Genomic DNA, 16,579 nt, shown 5'->3' on the forward strand with positions numbered 1-16,579 from the left:
TCCTCTTAGCACCAAAATAGCAATTATTGCCAAAATAGCAAGTTTTCTGTTGCGGCGACTGCCGCACTAGCCGTCCACCTCTGTCGCCGGCAGCTCCGGCAACAACGGGACGAGGCCCGCATCAATCGCAAAGCCCAGAGTCCTTGCGAGGCGGCAGGCTCGGGCGATTGACCCGTCTGGAACATCGAGCGCCTTTTCAATGTGCCCAAGGGTTTCACCAGCGCCGGGCTCACAGACCGCGTGAAGCTTGCCCGGCTCTGCGGTGATGGCAAAGGGCCAGGTCATCGCGACACCGACGACCCGTTCGTCGAGGACAAGCAGCGTATCACCAGCAGCGATAATCTCGTCGGTCTGCACGGCGTCGTAGGCATTGCCCGTCGAGGCGAAGGCATGGATCCGCCAGGCGCTGAAGGCGAAGCGCTCGCTGTCGCTCAGCATGGCACGGCCCCTTCGGGAAAGACGCGCTGCGCCGCTTCCGGAAAGGCTGCGGTGAGGTTGCGATGGATCGGTCCGGAGGATTCCGGAAAGAATGTGCCGGTGCTGCTCGGCCGTGTGATCCGCAGCGCGCTTGCGACGGCATCCACGACGAAACCCGCAAGCTGATCGCTCGCCGTCAGCTTGCCGAATTCAGGCGGTGCAAACCCGGCCTGATGCCAGAAAGCGATGCCGGTCTCGAGGGTCTCGAGATAGCTGGCATGGCTGCCATCGTCCTGGTCATTATCTATGCTCGCCTCGACTGTCCGGTAGGTCCCGAAATCATGAGCGTTAGCCTTGATCCGCAGGGTGATTCCGGCGGGCGGAGGCCCAGCTACCGCGATCAGCGCAGCCCTGTAGAGCGTGGCTTCCGCGGTATTCACGAGGTCGAAGTTCGGGGTGTGGCCGATCTGCGCGCAGTCTTCGTTTGTGGGCGCGCCTTCAAGATCGAGAGTCCAGATTGTTTTTGCCATTCAAGCCTCCTTTGCTCGAACGGCACCTCCCCCTTCCCTCTTGCTGGCCGAGTTCCTTCAGCAGTTCTGCCGAGCCCGACAGCAGCGGGCAAAAGAAAAGGCCCGCCCGCGACAAATGCGCAGACGGGCCTTCCCGATGTGACCGGCGCGGGTCGCGGCACCGGTCACGGGGGGGCTTGTCCCGGTCAGGCGTCGACGCTCACGCGCGTCTTGCCCTTGGGTGCTGGAGCGGTGCTTTCGCCCAGACCGTCGCCGGTGGCAGCGCCGCTGTCAACGCCGCGGTCGCTGGCCGGTTCGTCGCCGGTGGCGGTGAGCGGCGGCAGGGCGCCTTCGCTCTCGCTGCCGAAGCCGTCGAGCGACGCCTTGGGCTTCGAACGGCGCCAGGCTACATTGAAGCTCCCATCGTTCTGCTGGAACATGGCGACCGGGATCGGCGCCGAGAGGCTGGGATCGTCGATCTGGCCCGACAGGAAGCATTCGCCGGTCTCGTTCGACGAGTATTCCCACAGCGCACCGATCTTGACCCAGCTGCGGCGGTCCGCCGAGAGCGCCATGAGGTCGAACTTGGGTGCCCGCTCGTTGGTGGATTCGAAGGCCCGCAGAGCGACGGTCGCACTGAAGGTCAGGGTGGTGATGCGGCCGATGTGAACGCCTTCTGCGTTGGCCTTGAGGGTGCCGATGTTCATGTCACATTCTCCTGATGCTGTCCGAACCCCTTGTCCGGAACACCTTCTCCCATCCCCCCTCTCCTCCGGGCCCGTGGCCCGGCCCGTGCGCCAGCCACCGCAGGCGCGCGTAATTCTATCCAGCCCAGAGGGCTGAGGAGTCTCGATGCGAGGTTTGGAGCTGAACCTGCCCTGCTTCGAGCCATGCGCGGTCTGTACCGACCTAAGCTTCGGGCTCGGACCTGTCCTTGATCTGGCTGAGGCGCGCCATGAACGCCTTGGCTTCGAGCTGATTGGGTCCATCGCGCGTGGCGAGGCATGCCATCCTGTCGATCTCGAGCTGTGCGGCAAGACTTGCTTCGATATGGCAATAGGGTTCGAGCACGCGGATTGCGTCAACTGCGCGGGGCAGCTCGCCGAAGGCGGTTCCGACCCATACGATTTCGATCTCCTCTCCGTCTTCGTCAGGGGCGCTCAGAACCTGTGCGAAATAGGTCTGAAGCGGGCGATCCCAGCCAACATAGGCACTTGCCGCCGCAATCCCGTTACGAAGCGGGACTTTGTGTCTGCTCATGCGCCGTTTACCTCCGCATCGGGCTTGGGCCGCTGCCCGGTCACGCAGCGAAATGCCTGCCCTTCACAATGATCAGTAGTCCGCTGGCCGCATCAGCGTGATGACGCGCCGTGTCATCGCTGGATTGGCCGGATCCTCTGACCCGAACGACAGTTCGGTGTCGTAATAATCGACTTTCATCAGCACCTTGATGCCATCGACATCCAGGCTTGCAAAGTCTCGCTCGGGCGAATCCGGGGCGAAGGTGCAATGGCGCAGAGCGGCCATCAACCGAGCCTGTGCCATCATGCTGTCTGCCACCGTGTCGCCGCCGAATTCTGCAAGCAGCCCGGAGGTCATGACGATGCGGGCCATGCGGTCACGGCCCTGGCGTGCCGCATCATTGAGCAGCGCGATCCGCTCGGTGCGCTGCTGCGCGCAAGAGAGGTCGGATGTGTCATGCATTGGGGGTCTCCTCCCGATCAAAGGGGCGATCAACGGGCAACCGGACGGCCTCGCGAGCCTCAGCCGGCAGGCTGACAAGCGGACAGCTGAACATTGATCGCGGTCCCGGGGGCGACGGTAATGGCAACCTGCCGATCCTTGGGAATGACCCAGAGGATGCCGGCGAGCGTGTCGCGGATGCGCGCAGCAATGGCCTCGTCTTCGCCGAGCAGCACCCGGGCCGCGAGCTCGCGCGCATCGCGCAAGAAGTGCTCGTGCTGGGTGTCCCAGGAGTCGGCCTCGCTGTCGTCGCTCGCGCAGAAACAGACGTTCTCGATCAGATCGACCAGCGTTTCGGGGGTCAGCGCCGGACCCGGCACAAAAGCGATGCGGATTTGGTCGACACCGCTGTACCAGCCATCCTCGCCGACGACGAAGGCAACATCTGCCGGGATCCGTTCCTCGCGCTGCATTTCGCTGGCGCGGTGGAAGACACAGAACCTCAGCTCGATCGTCTCCGCACCAACATTGTCATCGAGCGGCGGGAAGCTGCCGTTCTCGGCGATGACGTGGTCGCGCTCCCCGGCTGCAACATAGAAGCGCACGTTGCCGAGCTGATGCAGCGCGTCATACCAGGCATAGCCAGCGTATGCGGGATGGTTCTCGACGAGGTGTGGGCGCAAAGGGTGCTCGCGCAGCGCGCGCTCCAGTCCCTGTGCAATATCGGGCTCGAGATCCGCGACAAGGATCGTGTCCGCACCTGCTACGACTTCCTCATACTCGACATTGACGTTGTCGCTCTCCGCGATGGCCGCATGCCAGCGGGGCAGGCAGGGGTCGGCCTCCGGCAGGGCAACCCCCAGATCGCGCGCTTCCTTCCAGTTCTCGAAGGAGAGCCGGTGCTGGCCTTTCTGTGCCAGCGCGGCATAGATCGTGCGCTTGCACGCTGCCTGCAGCGCCGCAAATGCAGCGTTCTCGACGAATTCCTTGCGCGCCGGGAGCACAAGGGCAAGTCCCGGGGTGGCCCCGATATCGAGCCGGGCATGGTAGGTCTTGCCGCCAAGGCTCTCCGAGACGCTGGCAAGCTTGCGGGTGAGTACCATGCCATGGAAGTTGGTCGTCGGGTCCTGGTGGTATTCGCGCCCTTCGAACACGCCGATCTGGCTGCCGTTCCACTCGGCGATGTAGATTGCCTTGGCGAGGAAGTCCTCGCGCGGCATTTCCGTGCCATTGAAGAACACCGGCAGTGGGTAGAACTTCGCGACTTCGCGCAGAATCCGCTCGGTCGTCTGCTCGCTCACCCCGGGCATCAGGAAGGTGATGGTCGTACCGACCGGGCGAGCAAGGGGCCGCACGGCAATGTCCTGCGCGCCGGTCCAGCCATCCGCGGGGACATGCACCGACCATCCGGTGTCGGCATTGGCATGACGCGAGCTGATCCGGGTGTCCTTGCCCGCGAGGCTGAAGACACCCATGCCTGCCAGGTCTTCGGCCTCATGGATGTGCTGGCTCCAGCCCGAATCCCCCAGCGCAATCATGGTTTGGGGATCGGCAACCCCGGTTCCATCATCGACCAGTGTCAATCGCGCTCCGTCCTGGTCCGCGCAGCAGGCGATATCGATCCGGGAAGCGCCAGCGCGGCGACTGTTCTGGAGGAGCTCGCCGAGGATATCGCCGATGGTGCCGTTAAACAGGCGCGTGACTTTGGTGATCGTCTTCGGGCTTACGCTGGGTCGTATGAATGTCGGGTTCATGGCAAAGGGTCCTTTATCGCACTGGTTCGCCCTTCCCCTCCCCCTTCCCTTCAGATCGGCGGCTTGATGCCTGGCCAGAGCCGGGCGGCCTTCGGGCCGCGCCATCAGCGCACATGGCCGAGACACCCGTGCGCCTTGGACGTTAGGTTGATCGGTTGGAGAGCCGCGCCGAGCTTTGCTATATCTTGCCAAGCGGGACAGTCGCTTCGCTCAAACCTGAAGCCAAAAACTCAGCAAGCGATAACCTTCACATGACCTTGGGCCGCGTAATCGATGATCTTGCTGTCGCGCGTGATGACAGGAATTTGATGGTGCCGTGCTGTAGCGATTACGAACCTGTCGGCAGGGTCACCGTGCAAGGGATCAGGCAGATGCGAGGACGCAATCGCAATTTCGGGAAGGAGCGGCGCTTCCTTGATGCCGGGACCGGCCATGAACCGCGCAAACCAGCTTTGCGGGTCGGGAAGGAACGTCAGCGCTGGAACGTTGCCGCTGCGCACGCGGCTCAACAATCCCACCTCCCAAGCCGATGCGGGTGACACGAACACGCCTTCTGCCAGCGCGGCATGTGAAATGGCCGCTAGCGCCTCTTGGGCAAGCGGATCACCATTGGCGAGCCAGATAACCGCACACGTATCAAGCAGGACAGAACTGGGCAAAGCGGAGGGCTTCTTCTTCGTCATCACCCGTGCAACACGCCTTCGCTTGCACCCAACGGCTCAGCAAGCACCGGTGAGAGGAGGTCAAACCCTTCGGGAATGCTAACCGAGCCAGACATAAAACCGTGCAGCGCCTTAACGGCGTCGGCCATGCTGGGTGGAGGCGTTAAAACGGCGACGGCGTGGCCTCGCTTGGTGATGGTCACCTGATCAAGATCACGGCGTGCCAGTCGGTCGAGGATTGCGAGGCAGTTGGCCTTGAAGTCTGCCGCCCCGTAGGTTTCAGCTCGCATCTTATATTCCTATAGTCAGGTGTTGTGACTGGTCATATACAATGACTATATCGGAAAGTCTACAACTTCTGCCCAGAGAAGCCCGGTTCGATGGTATCGATCAGCCCACGCGCTTCGGCCGCAGATCCTCGGGCATGGGGATGATCTCGTGCGCCGTATCGCGCAGCGCCGTAACCTCGCCGCGCGCAGCGTAGAGCTCCTTGGCAATAAGCGCGCAGACTTCGGCCTTGCCATAGCTCGGCCGGCCAAGGTGATCGACGCGCTCGACTTGCCGGGCAATCACGCCGACTTTGCCTTCTGGTACCCATTCGGCCCAATCGCCCCAGGCGCTGGTCGTGCAGAATTCGCCGATCACGGCCATATAGGCCTTGCGCGTCCGCAGGATCGCGGACGCATTCTCCTCGACGGCCTCGCCAGTAAAGGCGCTGAAGCGGTGCGGATGCCAACACCGGGCGGTATCGCGGGCAAGCTGCAGGAAGCCCGCGGAGCAGGAGCGCTGGCGTTCAAGCTCGCTGGCAAAGGCAAGGATCGGGAGCGCCCAGTCGCAGTCTTCCTCGTAGGAGCCGCCCTCGATCAGTAGAGCTGGCGGCATGGCCCCCTGCCTTTGATCGGACAGAATGATGCCGCCGTGGCTTGGGGTCATGACCGACCAAATGCCGGGCCCAAGTTGATCGGCCTGTTGGACAGCACCCCAGATCGATGTCGATGGGCGCGGCGACGGAGCAAAACATGTCATGAGCGAACTCTCCTTCTTCAGGTTCGCTCAAATCCTCCCCCTCCACTTCACTCGAGAATGCGGCGTGCCTCGCTGATAATTGCCTCAGGCGTCACGCTGCTGACCGGCAGGGATACGACCAGCCCGGCCTGACCGAGACGCTCGCGCTCGATGCTGCGCAGCTCAAGATAGTCGGCATCATCCGACTGCAGGATCTGGAGCGCGAACTTGCATTCCACCCCGCTATGCTCATCGAGCAGCGCCACCAGGAAATCCGGCCTCGCCGACCCCGCAGCCAGCGTGATGTCAAAGAGGACCTTCTTGACCGCCATCCTGACACCGAGACGGCGCAGTTCATACTGGGCCTGTTGGAGCGCGCGCAGCACGTCGCGATCGTGTTCACGCTCGGCGGGCACGAACTGGTTCCCGCTGAAGACAGTCTGGGCATAGGCGCGCAGCGCCAGGTATCCTTCGCGCCGACTATGCTCGCCGACGACGGCCAGCACGAGAAATGGTGGCTCGACCTCGGCCCGGATGATCCCGGTGTGCTGGATGCGATTGCGGATTTCGACGGTTCCGAGCCCCGTCACCACCTCGCTCGATGTGACCTCGCTCGCTTCGATAAGCAGAAAGGCCTGCGGTGCAAACTCGGGCGGCCAGGTCTCGGCCGCAGCCCGCAACCGGGCATGGACCCGCCGTTTCTCGTAATCGATTGCGTTGGTGTAGAGATGATCCGACAGCCGAATGCCCGGCGCGATCTCGAGGCCCTGGGCGGCGCGCTTGAGGTGGCGCATTTCTTCGCTGATCGAGCCTGCGCGCCTGCCTGTGGCCGGTAATTCGCGCAGCATGTTCGATCCTGCTCGCTCGAGCAGCAGCCAGAGCAGCTTGCCGAGGCGCGGGATAGCGACGCCGCGTGAGCGGTCGTCAGGCTCTATGTCCTCTGGCCTCTGTGCAAGCTTCTCCGGTGCCTTCTGGTGAGCACTGAACAGGCCTTTCGGAATGCCGATGGCATAGAGCGAGTCCTTCACGGTCTCGCGGATGCGCGGTGGCGCCTGCGGCAGATGAAACGGGCAAACTGAATCGTGGCCTGGCCGCGAAGTAAGACGCCGGAGGTAATAGGTTTCCTGAAAACTGAGATAGGCCGCGCTCATCAGCGGCGGCGACCGCTCTGCCCCAAGGCAATCGCAGGCGATCCATTTGTGGTTCTCTCGCGCAGTCGAGACCAGTGAGACTGAAGCGCGGTGGTCGGCCTCGCTGCCTCGTCCTGTATACCACCGCACCAGCGCAGCCTTCAGCTCGTCGCTGATGGCGACCCTGCCGGTCTTTCCTGTGGTGTCCTTACCTACCAGCCACATGCATGATGACGCCTTGACCCTGTCGTTTGTTCACGATATGTTCATAATCTGCAGGAGCCCATGAATAATGAACAAGGTCTTTGATATCGGCAAGTTCGACCTCGATGTCACGCTGCGCGATGCGGCGCTTGATCCAAATTGCCGTCCAACCAAGCGCATGCTCGCCAATGCCTCGATCGGAGTGGAGCCGTTCGATGCCTACTACTCGGCGCACGAGCTCTATGAGACCTTGCAGGGCGTCTTTCAGGGCCTGCCCAATGCCAAGGCTCGGCTGACGCAGATCCTGTCCTGCCATTGCGATGACTATCAGCGCTGCCTCTACTATGCGCTGGCAGGGCGCGGGGTTGTCCAGATGCTCGACGATCTCGAATGGCTCTTCGAACTCCTTGGGCCGCGGTGCCAGATGTCGGGGCACATTCTGCGCTCGGGCCAGAACCCTGCGCCGATGGTCAACCCTTACGTCTCGTCAGAGCCTGATGGCCCTGTTCCTGCCCGCAATGCCGACTTTACCGAAGGTCCATCGTGGTATCTCGATCCCGGTCTTGGAGGGATGATCGAGGAATAAGCGGCCATCAGTTATTGCGAAGGCCAAGTCGGTCGTCGTCATCAACAAGTGTGATGCGCCCGTCCCAGTCCCACAGGACCAGATTGAGCGCGTCCGCTGGGGCACCCCGGGCGTAGCTCGGGACGACGATGCCGGCATAGCCTTGCGCGATCGCGGCCTCCGCCAGGTCTTGCGTCGGGACCGGCTTGCCTGAGAGCATCCGATCACGCCACGCCGGGTCGGCGAGCTCAGCCGGTGCGATACCGAAAGGCCGCAATGCAGCCGCATCGCGGCCATCGAGCAGCGGTCCGATGTCGGCCTGATAGGCGACCAGCGTGGTGGGCTGGAGGGTGCCAACCTGATTGGCCTCGCGCAGCGCGGTCTCAGGGGCGAGGGAAGTATAGAGCGCGATGCGCCCGATGCGATTGAACCGTCCGCCAAACCGGGCCGCCCCCTCCCCTGAGAGGGGTTCGCGGGACCAGACCGGATTGTGGGCGCGGTAGAGCAGCCCGGTAAAATGCATTGGACTAGGCGTGGACGCCGGCGTCGACCGCGTCGATATAGGTCAGCACGTCATCGGCCCGGTTGCTCTGCACCAGCTGCATGGCGGTCTGGCCCGAGAAGCCGGGCAGGGGTTCCGAGCGGTACCAGGCATAGGCCAGCAACGCCGAGCCAAAGCGCGGCTCGACCTTGTTGAGCACCTCGACCATCTGGCGAAGGCGGCGCTGGGTACGTGTCGACGCGATCCGGTCTTTGCGCTGGATCGCGTCCTTGCCGAGGCCCAGCGAGCGTGCGAGTTCGTCGCTGGTGGTCCGCAGCGCGTCGACGATCTTGCGCGGAGCAAACGCTCCGTTGTCAGCGTAGTTTTGAATCGCCATTGCATTTTCCCATGAATTCTGACGCTATATAGCGTCAATCTTTGCGGTAATCAAGGTTTGCTGTGCCAGACCCAGCAGGTGTTCCGGTTCTGCCGCAGACGTTTCCCGCTCTTACAAAACCACGACCTGTAATTCGATCGCACCGGGAAGGCCCTCTTCTGCAGGCATAACGCAGAAGGGCTGGAGCTTGCTGTCCGTCCTTACCACGGCATGGCTCTGCCCGGAATTTGCGGTCATCCGAATGGCGAGGCGCTCGGCATTGGCGCGTCCGCACAGGATCGCCCTTCTGGGATCGAGGCTCTGAGGCAGCATGGTCACCTCCCGAGCGTTACGGCGTTGCCGGGAAGAATGTGCGCGGCGCACGCTTGGGCGGCACGACTTCGAACCGGCGCTCCATCAATCTGCTGATGCGGAACCGGCCTCGGCCATCGGGCGTGCTAAGTTCAATCTTCGCGCCGCGCTTTGTCACCCTGAATTCGGCGTGTTCGCTCCCATCGGTGAACTTCATGGGTTCAGGCAGCCGGATCATGTCACCATCGGCGATCTTGCGTTCCTTCAGGCGCAGCTGGCGGTAGCAGCGGTTGCGCCAGTCGAGGGCATAAGGGTGACGGGTTGGCCCCAGTTCCTCGAGGATACTTCTGGGACACCCAGCCTCCACCGGCCCGGAGTTTTCATCCATGTCCTTGTAGCCGAACAGGAGGCCGTCTGCGGCCTTGGGGTTCCAGCGGACCAGACAGATTACCGCGGAGATGGCGTGGGTCTGGTTGTTCGGTCCATAGCGCTGGACAGCCGCGTAATAGGCCCCGGTTGTGGACACGCTTCTGATGACCCGGCATCCTTCGAAGCTGCCGGTTTCTTCGTTCTCGCGCTCCCATGTGAGCTGATTGTCGAGATAGGCCTTGGGAGTGTCGAAGCCCCCCATTCCGGCACGGTGCATGTAAAGCCAGCCCATGCGTGTTCTCCTTCAGATGAGCCCCGGCTGCGCCGGAGGTGCGATCTTCAATTCGCGCGCGATCCGCGCCGTGAGTGCGGGAATGTCTGCAAGGGCGGTGATCGGCGCTTTGCGCATCACCGCGCCAGGCGGTTTCCAGAACGGGTTGCGCCAAGCGAGACCCGGCTCGCCGAACCTTTCCGGGCTAATTCGGACATAGATACCTTCGGCTTCCAGCACATGCTCACCCGCGAGCTGTTCCTGTGAGGTGTAATAGCTGATGCGGTAATCGGCATGCTCGAGCCCGATCCCTGCTGCGATCTGCCGAAGGGCGCGCGTGCCCTCGCGCCGGTAGTGGCGCAGCTCTTCGGGACGATAGTCGATCCCGCGTTTGACCAGCGCAATGATCGCAGGCCTGTGTTTGAGCTCGGCAAGGCGTTCTATGCACTGGGACCGCAGAGCCTGGTCGTCTGCCTCACATTCGGTCGGCCTTCCGTCAGCAATGCGTTGAAGGTGGCGCGTCAGCAGCAGCACAGCCGGACAGGTTGCAGCCTGCCGGCCTGCAAGGCGAACATCATCCACGGCCTCGTTCAATGCTCGCAGCGCATTTTCGAAGGTTGTCAGTCCATCAGGCTGGAGTGCGCGGCGGTAACGGTAATCGATGTCGCAGGACATGAGGCTTCCTTTCCATTGCAAGATGCAATGGCCCCATCCCCCTTCCCTCAATGCAGGCTGCCGCGGTGCTCGCTCGGGTTCTGCAGCGGCAACGGCTCGTAGATCATCGGTCGCAGGAGCGTGTTTGGCGCAATCTGTTCGAGGATTCGCGCAACTGCCGAGACCGCAACGCCCGCCTCGGTTGTCTGAATGACAAGCGATCGGCCTTGATCCGGAGTTGTGCCAAGTGACCAACCGGCGTCCCCCTTGCCGAGAAGACCGTCCAGCACCTGGCGTAGATCCCTTTGGGGAAACAGGCCTGCGATATACTCAGCCAGCACACCGCCAATGGGCGCCCTCCCCCGGCCTGCAACATCGCCGGCATAACGGTGAAGCTGGGTGAGGCGAACGACCTCCTCGGGGGCTGGCTCAAGCACAAGCCGAAACTGGCGCCGTTTCATCGGCTTCCTCCCCTTCATCCTCTGCAGGTTCGCTCTGGTAGCCCGAATAGGCCGCAAGATGGTTGAACGCCTGATCGGCCTTCGCGGCCGCGGTGATGATCGCCGTCTTGTCGGCCTTGAGTATTTCCAGCCAGTGCGAGACGTAGCTGGCGTGGCTTTCATGGAGGTCTGCCGGAAGGCCCAGTTCGTAGCAGATCCGGGCACTCACCTGCTCGGCGACGAGCTCCTCGAAAGAGTATGCCTTGTCGCCGAAACGCTTGCCAAATTCGCGGGCGAGCCGCGAGGCATGGCCCGACCAATGGCCGAGTTCGTGCGCTTTCGTAGCCACGAATCCGTCTTCGGTGTTGAAGACATTGGGGTGCGGAAGCTGAATGTAATCTGCGCCCGGCGAGTAGAACGCGCGGTCTCCGCCGAGGCGTATGTCCGCCGGGACGGGTGCGAAGAAGCGCTCGATGGCAGCGGTCTTCTGCGAGGGCGTCGGCGGCGCTTCAGGCACCGGACTCGGATAGAAATGCGGCGGCAGGCCATCGATCTGCGAGGCGTTGAACACGCTGTAAGCGCGCATGAAGCGGATTGTTTTCGACGACTCCTCACCGGTCGCCTGATCGACCGCGGTCTTCTTCGTGCTGTTGAAGTAGATGCTCGGCTCGGCGGTCTCGCCCTTGCGGACCTGTCCGCCAAGCTCAATGGCCTGGCGCCAGGTCATCCAGTAGCGTGAGCCATAACCATAGTGGTCGGCGACCGCCCAAAGATAGAGGCGGTTGATCCCTGTATAGGGGACGCCTGCAGCGCGCAGCGGCGCGCCACCCATACCGGTCTTTTTCCAGGGTCGGCGCCAGGGCAGCGTTCCGGCCTCAATTGTATTGATGATCAGATTGGTGATTTCCTGCGCGACATCACGCTTGGGTCGTTGGCGCATTGGCCTGCTCCTCAACAAAAAAGAGGCCCGGCTCACTCAGGCGAGTGGCCGGGCCAGGTCATCAGGAGGGGTGAGTCGCCGCTTCAGGCGGCTACCGCCGCTTCTTCACAGGCGACTTCATGTTGATGGTCTTTGAGGAGCTCGTCGGCCTCGCTTTCGGCTTCACCGTCATCGCCATCGCAGACGTCGGCGACAGGGTCGCTTTCGTCGGTGTCCGGGATGACCGGATCAGCGGGATTGGCAGCAATCGTGAACTTCATGCCTTCGGGGAGCCACGCCAGCGCCGCTTCCTTGACGTCCTGTTCAACGATCGCCTTGCCGGCGAAGATCGTCTCGCAGGTCTTGGCAAGGTCAGCCTTCTTCGATGCGGCATAACGCGCCGCAAGATCGCTGCCGCCGACTTCGGTCAGCGCGGCAAGACACGAGGTCTTGCTGACCCGGTCGAAGAAATTCTCGGCCGTCGGCCGCCACATCGCAGCGACGTCGATGTCGAGCATACTGCCGATGACAGCATGGATCGGATGGTATTCCGAACCATAGCCCTTCTTGGCTTCGAGCGAGATGGCCACCGCATAGGCGAGCCACGCCGCCTTGGTTTCGTCGGCAAGCTCGCGGAAGGCAATGAAGCGCTGGGCTGCACAGCCATGTTCCTGCCATGCCGTGTCGAGCGCGTTTTCGGCCTCGGCGAGAATCCCTTCGGCTGTGGACTGCGAAAGTTCTCCGGTCGCAGGATCGCTGGGTCTACCGCCCTTGATCGAGGTTCCCCGGCTTTCATAGCTGCGACTGTCAGCCAAAGCGAAGATGGCAAAGTCGAGCGCGAGCCCCGCATCGGTGAGCAGCGATGCCGACAGGATATTGCGGCGCTGGACCGAAAGCTCGTCGAACAGGCGGGCGCTGATCGGCTTTTCCGTGCCCGGCGCAACTGCCTCAGGCCTGGAAGGTGCAGCGCTGCCTCGCTTGGTGGAACCTGGCACCGGCTCTTCGGCCGTCGCTGTCACCTTGCCATTCTCATCGGTCTCGAACGACAGGCGCTTTTCGCTGTAGTAATCGGCCTCGAGGACCATTTCGCCGCGGGTGGTGAGAACCAGAAACTTTCCGGCCTCACTGCGCCATTCTTCGGGCAATTCGCGCACCGGGTTATTGAGGTCACTGCGCTCACCATCGAGATCCTCATACTCGGCCTCGAGCTGCCCGAAATCGGCCCCGTCGCCTTCAGGGTCGCCTTCATTGCCTTCGTCGATGATCTCGCTGATTTCTTCCATTCGGGCATCGATCGCGTCAATTCGGGCACGTGCTTCTTCGGAGAGCGACGCGGGCGGGAGGCGAACCGCATTGACGCCCATTTCGCTGCGCGCCTGCCATGAATTGGTCGACGCCACCGGGCTGATCCACGCAAGGCCCGTTTCAGCAGCAATGCGCTGGGCTTCGGTCTCCATCTTCTCGGCCGCAAGCTTGTGGGCGATCTCGATGTCGATCCAGCGATCATCTGCCGCTTCGCTGAAGAGGTCGCGCTCGATCTTGCCGCCGGCGGCCACATAGGCATCTTCGCCGATCAGCAGCGCGATTGGGTCGTTGCCGCGCATGGAACCGCTCGCCACCATGCGCCGGATGGCATCGGCGCTTGGATTGTAGGCGTACCGCATCTGCTCAAAGACCCGCAACTGCACCTCGTGCTGATCGGTCGCAGCATAAGCCTTGGCGATCTCGAGGGTGACATCGCCCTTGGCGAGTGCTTCGAAAATCGGCTCGGCAAGGTTTGCTAGCCGCAAGCGGCCTTCCACAAAGCGCTGGGTGAGACCAAAGCGTTTGGCGACCGCGGCAACATCGCTGCCCTCCTTGATGAAGTGCTGGAAGGCGCGGCATTCCTCAGCGGGGGACATCCCGACACGCTGGAAGTTCTCGGCAAGCGAGGCCTCGCCAGCTTCCTCTTCGCTGCCCTCAAGCAGCTTGCATTCGATCTCGGTATCGGGGTCCCACGCACCGCGCGCGACGATCATCTCGATGGCCCGCAACCGGCGGCCACCGGCGATCACGGCAAACTTGCCGCGCTTCTTGCTCTTGGTAACCAGCAGGTTCTGCAAAAGGCCGCGCGCTTCGATGTCGGCGGAAAGCTGGATATCGTCTTCTTCGCTGCGCGTTTTGCGCACGTTGGCATCGCTCAGATAGAGCCGGGAAAAGGGAATAAGCATGGTCGTCACTCCTGATGTGCACCCGGCAATCACCCGGGCACACATCCCCTCCCCCTCCCCTCTTCCTGTCGGTTCAAATATGGTGGTGAGGAGATAGCGCACGGAACGGATAGGGCCTGTCACTTGCCCAACTCCCGATTTGGCCTTGTCGCTTTTGTGTTGAGTGCAAATGCCAGTTCGCGCCGTATTTTGCGTTATCGCATGGCAGTCGAGCCTCTGATGGTCGGGACTATGATGCTGAATGGCTCGGCGCCGCCTTGGTCGACCGGGCTATGGCCGCTTGCATCCTGTAAAGAACAAGCCGCAAGTTGCAGATCCGCACACATTCATGTCCGCTATCTGACGGACGCGGATGTCAAGCGATCTTGTCCTGCTCCCGCAGCTCCTGCGCTAAGTCGGCAGGTATCGGCATCGGCGCAAACGCGCTCACATTAGATCGCCCGGTGTTACCCACCGGCAATCGGCCCGTTAGCGAACCGAGCGGGGCCAGAATGATCCGGACCATCTGGCCCAGAACTTCGTTCCAATAGCGCCGTCGGATCGCAAACCCCAGCATGGCGCCATGACTGGCGAGATGTGGGCCAAGATAGGGCTGCGAAACGATATGAACCCGCTCCAGATGGTGCCACGCACGATCATCGTCGCCCGCTTCTACCGCTGACCGGTATGCCGCCATTTCGGCCGCGATCACCCGCCGCGAAGCAAGGCTCTTGGCAAGACCCCGCCAGCGTCGCTGCCTGTGCCAATAGAAGATTTGCGCGAAGGCCCAGATGAACGGGGTTAGGACTCCGGCTGAAACTTCGACTTCGTCGCTGTAACGCGTCCCGCCGTCCTTGTCCGGCGCGACCGTAATCCAATGATCCCACTTCGAGATGAGGGCACTATAGCCATCATCACGCAGTCGCTTGGGCCATTGGGTGCCCTTAGGTTCATGCAGCGAGCTCACGATCCACTGGGTCCCGAAGGGAATTATGCCAAAGAGGCGGAGCTTAACCTGATAGCGCCCGCCGGGCTGAAAGCTCTCGAACGCCGCGTCATCGACCGGGATGAAGCGCACCAGCGGCCAAGCGATATGCTGCAACAGGCCCGCCGTCTGGACTTCTGCCCAGACAGTTTCCGGCTTGAGCGCGATATGTGTCGATCGGGAAACCTTCATGTCGCAACGCTCCCCAATTCACGCCGGGCCTGCTGGACAATCTGAATGCCGCCGCTGATCCCGAGCAGCGCCAGGATCGCTGCAACAATAAGGTCGGGCCAGGCCGTCCCGGTACCGAACACGCCAAGTGCGGCCGCCATCACGGCGATATTGCCGATCGCGTCATTGCGCGAGCAGATCCAGACCGAACGCATGTTCGCGTCTCCGGTGCGGAAGCGGTAGAGCATGATGGCGACGCCAGCATTGGCTGCGAGCGCGAGCGCGCCAATGATCCCCATCAGTTCAGGTTGGGGCGCAGTTCCGCCCAATGCCGCTAAGACCGCTGTGATCAAGACCCAACCGCTCAGGCCGATGAGAGTAAGCCCCTTGGCAAGGGCAGCCCGCGCGCGCCATGCCAGCGCCATCCCGGCAACCAGCAGGCTGATCGCGTAATTGGCAGCATCACCCAGAAAATCGAGCGCGTCCGCCTGCAGCGCGCGGCTGTCAGCAGCGGCACCTGCCGCTATCTCGACAGCGAACATGCCGGCGTTGACGCCGAGCGCGATCCACAAAGCCCTGCGCCAGCGCGGGTCATTCAACGTTGCCGTCGTTCCGCACGCGGCCTTGCAGCAATCATCAGCCATCATCTTGCCTCCTCGACAACTCCCGAGTCGGCACTCTATCTACACCCTGTAGCAACTACAGGGTCAAGCCCGGAGGAGTGGCAATGAAAATTGGCGAGCTCGCGAGCGCCACGGCGACAAAAGTCGAGACGGTGCGCTATTATGAAAAGATCGGGCTGTTGCCGCCACCGGCACGGACAAGTGCCAATTACCGTGCCTATGGCAATGACCATCTGGCACGCCTGTCGTTCATCCGCCGCGCCCGCGATCTCGGTTTCACGCTCGAAGCAGTGCGCGAACTGCTCACGCTGTCCGATGACAAGGACCAATCCTGCGATGCTGTTGACGGGATTGCGCGCGTCCACCTCACCGAAATCGACCGCAAGATCGCCGATCTGAGAGCGCTGCGCGGCGAGCTTGACCGGGTCATTGGGTCCTGCCGTCACGGGACGGTGGCCGATTGCAAGATCATAGAAACCCTGGCCCCGCGCGGAAAGGACACAGCTTGATGTATTATCTGCTCATCAAAGCCGTCGCATCTGCCATCATCATCGTGATCGTTTCAGAAACCGCGCGGCGCAATCCCGGTACCGGTGCGCTGATCGCTTCGTTGCCGCTGATTTCAGTGCTGGGTATGATCTGGATTTGGCGCGACACACAAGACGTGGCGGGCCTGGCCGAGCATTCCGCCGCGACATTCTGGTATGTGCTCCCGAGCCTACCGATGTTTCTTGTCATCTCTGCCTTGCTCAAGCGTGGTGTCGGATTCTGGCCCGCGCTAATTGCGGGGTGCATTGTGACAATGGCGCTTTACGCGTCAATGGTCTGGGCAGGCCCAAGATTTGGATTGAAGCTATGAC

23 protein-coding genes are annotated in these 16,579 nt (G+C 62.2%); 3 read left to right on the forward strand and 20 right to left on the reverse strand.

All coding sequences use genetic code 11. The features are described from left to right. Positions 1-66: 66 nt before the first annotated feature. The 10 genes from BSY18_RS20290 to BSY18_RS20335 form a co-directional block, all read right to left on the reverse strand. The gene (locus tag BSY18_RS20290) at positions 67-438 is read right to left on the reverse strand and encodes a hypothetical protein (protein ID WP_069052187.1); all 372 of its coding nucleotides are present in this window, start codon (positions 436-438) and stop codon (positions 67-69) included. Continuing rightward, positions 432-947, reverse strand: a complete 516-nt coding sequence (locus BSY18_RS20295) for a hypothetical protein (protein ID WP_069052188.1) — start codon at positions 945-947, stop codon at positions 432-434. Before BSY18_RS20295 ends, BSY18_RS20290 begins: the two co-directional genes overlap by 7 nt. 185 nt (positions 948-1,132) lie before the next feature. Further along, a complete protein-coding gene (locus BSY18_RS21325; RefSeq protein ID WP_069052189.1) occupies positions 1,133-1,633 on the reverse strand; it encodes a DUF736 domain-containing protein in 501 nt (166 codons plus the stop codon). Between the two features lie 202 nt (positions 1,634-1,835). Further along, a complete protein-coding gene (locus BSY18_RS20305; protein WP_069052190.1) occupies positions 1,836-2,186 on the reverse strand; it encodes a hypothetical protein in 351 nt (116 codons plus the stop codon). Between the two features lie 72 nt (positions 2,187-2,258). Next, positions 2,259-2,630 carry a DUF3768 domain-containing protein gene (locus tag BSY18_RS20310; protein ID WP_069052191.1) on the reverse strand — a complete coding sequence of 124 codons (372 nt, stop codon included), beginning with the start codon at positions 2,628-2,630 and terminating at the stop codon, positions 2,259-2,261. A 59-nt stretch (positions 2,631-2,689) separates the two neighbouring features. After that, entirely contained in the window at positions 2,690-4,363 is a 1,674-nt protein-coding gene (locus BSY18_RS20315) for an ATP-binding protein (protein ID WP_069052192.1), read from the reverse strand. A 230-nt stretch (positions 4,364-4,593) separates the two neighbouring features. After that, complete coding sequence (locus BSY18_RS20320) at positions 4,594-5,046, reverse strand: type II toxin-antitoxin system VapC family toxin (RefSeq protein ID WP_069052193.1); 453 nt, start codon at positions 5,044-5,046, stop codon at positions 4,594-4,596. Further along, entirely contained in the window at positions 5,046-5,315 is a 270-nt protein-coding gene (locus tag BSY18_RS20325) for a type II toxin-antitoxin system Phd/YefM family antitoxin (RefSeq protein WP_069052194.1), read from the reverse strand. Before BSY18_RS20325 ends, BSY18_RS20320 begins: the two co-directional genes overlap by 1 nt. 100 nt (positions 5,316-5,415) lie before the next feature. Next, positions 5,416-6,051, reverse strand: coding sequence for a DUF7007 domain-containing protein (locus tag BSY18_RS20330; RefSeq protein WP_442856584.1), 636 nt, complete (start codon positions 6,049-6,051; stop codon positions 5,416-5,418). 47 nt (positions 6,052-6,098) lie between these two features. Next, the gene (locus BSY18_RS20335; RefSeq protein ID WP_069052196.1) at positions 6,099-7,385 is read right to left on the reverse strand and encodes a hypothetical protein; all 1,287 of its coding nucleotides are present in this window, start codon (positions 7,383-7,385) and stop codon (positions 6,099-6,101) included. 67 nt (positions 7,386-7,452) lie between these two features. Here BSY18_RS20335 and BSY18_RS20340 point away from each other — a divergent pair, with 67 nt between their 5' ends. Then, positions 7,453-7,950 carry a hypothetical protein gene (locus BSY18_RS20340; RefSeq protein WP_069052197.1) on the forward strand — a complete coding sequence of 166 codons (498 nt, stop codon included), beginning with the start codon at positions 7,453-7,455 and terminating at the stop codon, positions 7,948-7,950. A gap of 7 nt (positions 7,951-7,957) precedes the next feature. On the opposite strand, the gene BSY18_RS20345 is transcribed toward BSY18_RS20340, so the two are convergent. From BSY18_RS20345 to BSY18_RS20390, 10 genes are all read right to left on the reverse strand, one after another. Next, positions 7,958-8,452, reverse strand: a complete 495-nt coding sequence (locus tag BSY18_RS20345; protein WP_069052198.1) for an RES family NAD+ phosphorylase — start codon at positions 8,450-8,452, stop codon at positions 7,958-7,960. 4 nt (positions 8,453-8,456) lie between these two features. Next, positions 8,457-8,807: an antitoxin Xre/MbcA/ParS toxin-binding domain-containing protein gene (locus BSY18_RS20350; protein ID WP_054735742.1), complete on the reverse strand. Its 351-nt coding sequence runs from the start codon at positions 8,805-8,807 to the stop codon at positions 8,457-8,459. A gap of 111 nt (positions 8,808-8,918) precedes the next feature. Beyond that, positions 8,919-9,119: a hypothetical protein gene (locus BSY18_RS20355; protein WP_069052199.1), complete on the reverse strand. Its 201-nt coding sequence runs from the start codon at positions 9,117-9,119 to the stop codon at positions 8,919-8,921. Between the two features lie 16 nt (positions 9,120-9,135). After that, positions 9,136-9,759, reverse strand: coding sequence for a DUF6927 domain-containing protein (locus BSY18_RS20360; protein ID WP_069052200.1), 624 nt, complete (start codon positions 9,757-9,759; stop codon positions 9,136-9,138). 12 nt (positions 9,760-9,771) lie between these two features. Continuing rightward, positions 9,772-10,413, reverse strand: a complete 642-nt coding sequence (locus tag BSY18_RS20365) for a hypothetical protein (RefSeq protein WP_069052201.1) — start codon at positions 10,411-10,413, stop codon at positions 9,772-9,774. A gap of 47 nt (positions 10,414-10,460) precedes the next feature. After that, positions 10,461-10,853 carry a hypothetical protein gene (locus BSY18_RS20370; RefSeq protein WP_150126424.1) on the reverse strand — a complete coding sequence of 131 codons (393 nt, stop codon included), beginning with the start codon at positions 10,851-10,853 and terminating at the stop codon, positions 10,461-10,463. After that, entirely contained in the window at positions 10,822-11,772 is a 951-nt protein-coding gene (locus BSY18_RS20375) for an ArdC family protein (RefSeq protein WP_058456856.1), read from the reverse strand. Before BSY18_RS20375 ends, BSY18_RS20370 begins: the two co-directional genes overlap by 32 nt. 83 nt (positions 11,773-11,855) lie before the next feature. After that, positions 11,856-13,961, reverse strand: coding sequence for a ParB/RepB/Spo0J family partition protein (locus BSY18_RS20380; RefSeq protein WP_083231702.1), 2,106 nt, complete (start codon positions 13,959-13,961; stop codon positions 11,856-11,858). Positions 13,962-14,316: 355 nt separating this feature from the next. After that, positions 14,317-15,117 (reverse strand): DUF3703 domain-containing protein, encoded by an 801-nt coding sequence (locus BSY18_RS21630; protein ID WP_083231703.1) that lies wholly within the window; start codon positions 15,115-15,117, stop codon positions 14,317-14,319. Continuing rightward, complete coding sequence (locus tag BSY18_RS20390; protein WP_069052228.1) at positions 15,114-15,740, reverse strand: cation transporter; 627 nt, start codon at positions 15,738-15,740, stop codon at positions 15,114-15,116. The genes BSY18_RS21630 and BSY18_RS20390 overlap by 4 nt, the downstream gene beginning before the upstream one ends. An 83-nt stretch (positions 15,741-15,823) precedes the next feature. Here BSY18_RS20390 and BSY18_RS20395 point away from each other — a divergent pair, with 83 nt between their 5' ends. Then, complete coding sequence (locus tag BSY18_RS20395; RefSeq protein WP_069052203.1) at positions 15,824-16,228, forward strand: MerR family transcriptional regulator; 405 nt, start codon at positions 15,824-15,826, stop codon at positions 16,226-16,228. Continuing rightward, positions 16,228-16,578, forward strand: a complete 351-nt coding sequence (locus BSY18_RS20400; RefSeq protein WP_069052204.1) for a DUF3147 family protein — start codon at positions 16,228-16,230, stop codon at positions 16,576-16,578. The genes BSY18_RS20395 and BSY18_RS20400 overlap by 1 nt, the downstream gene beginning before the upstream one ends. Position 16,579 lies beyond the last annotated feature (1 nt).

The sequence above is a fragment of the Blastomonas sp. RAC04 genome, assembly GCF_001713435.1.
Taxonomy (GTDB): Bacteria; Pseudomonadota; Alphaproteobacteria; order Sphingomonadales; family Sphingomonadaceae; genus Blastomonas; species Blastomonas fulva.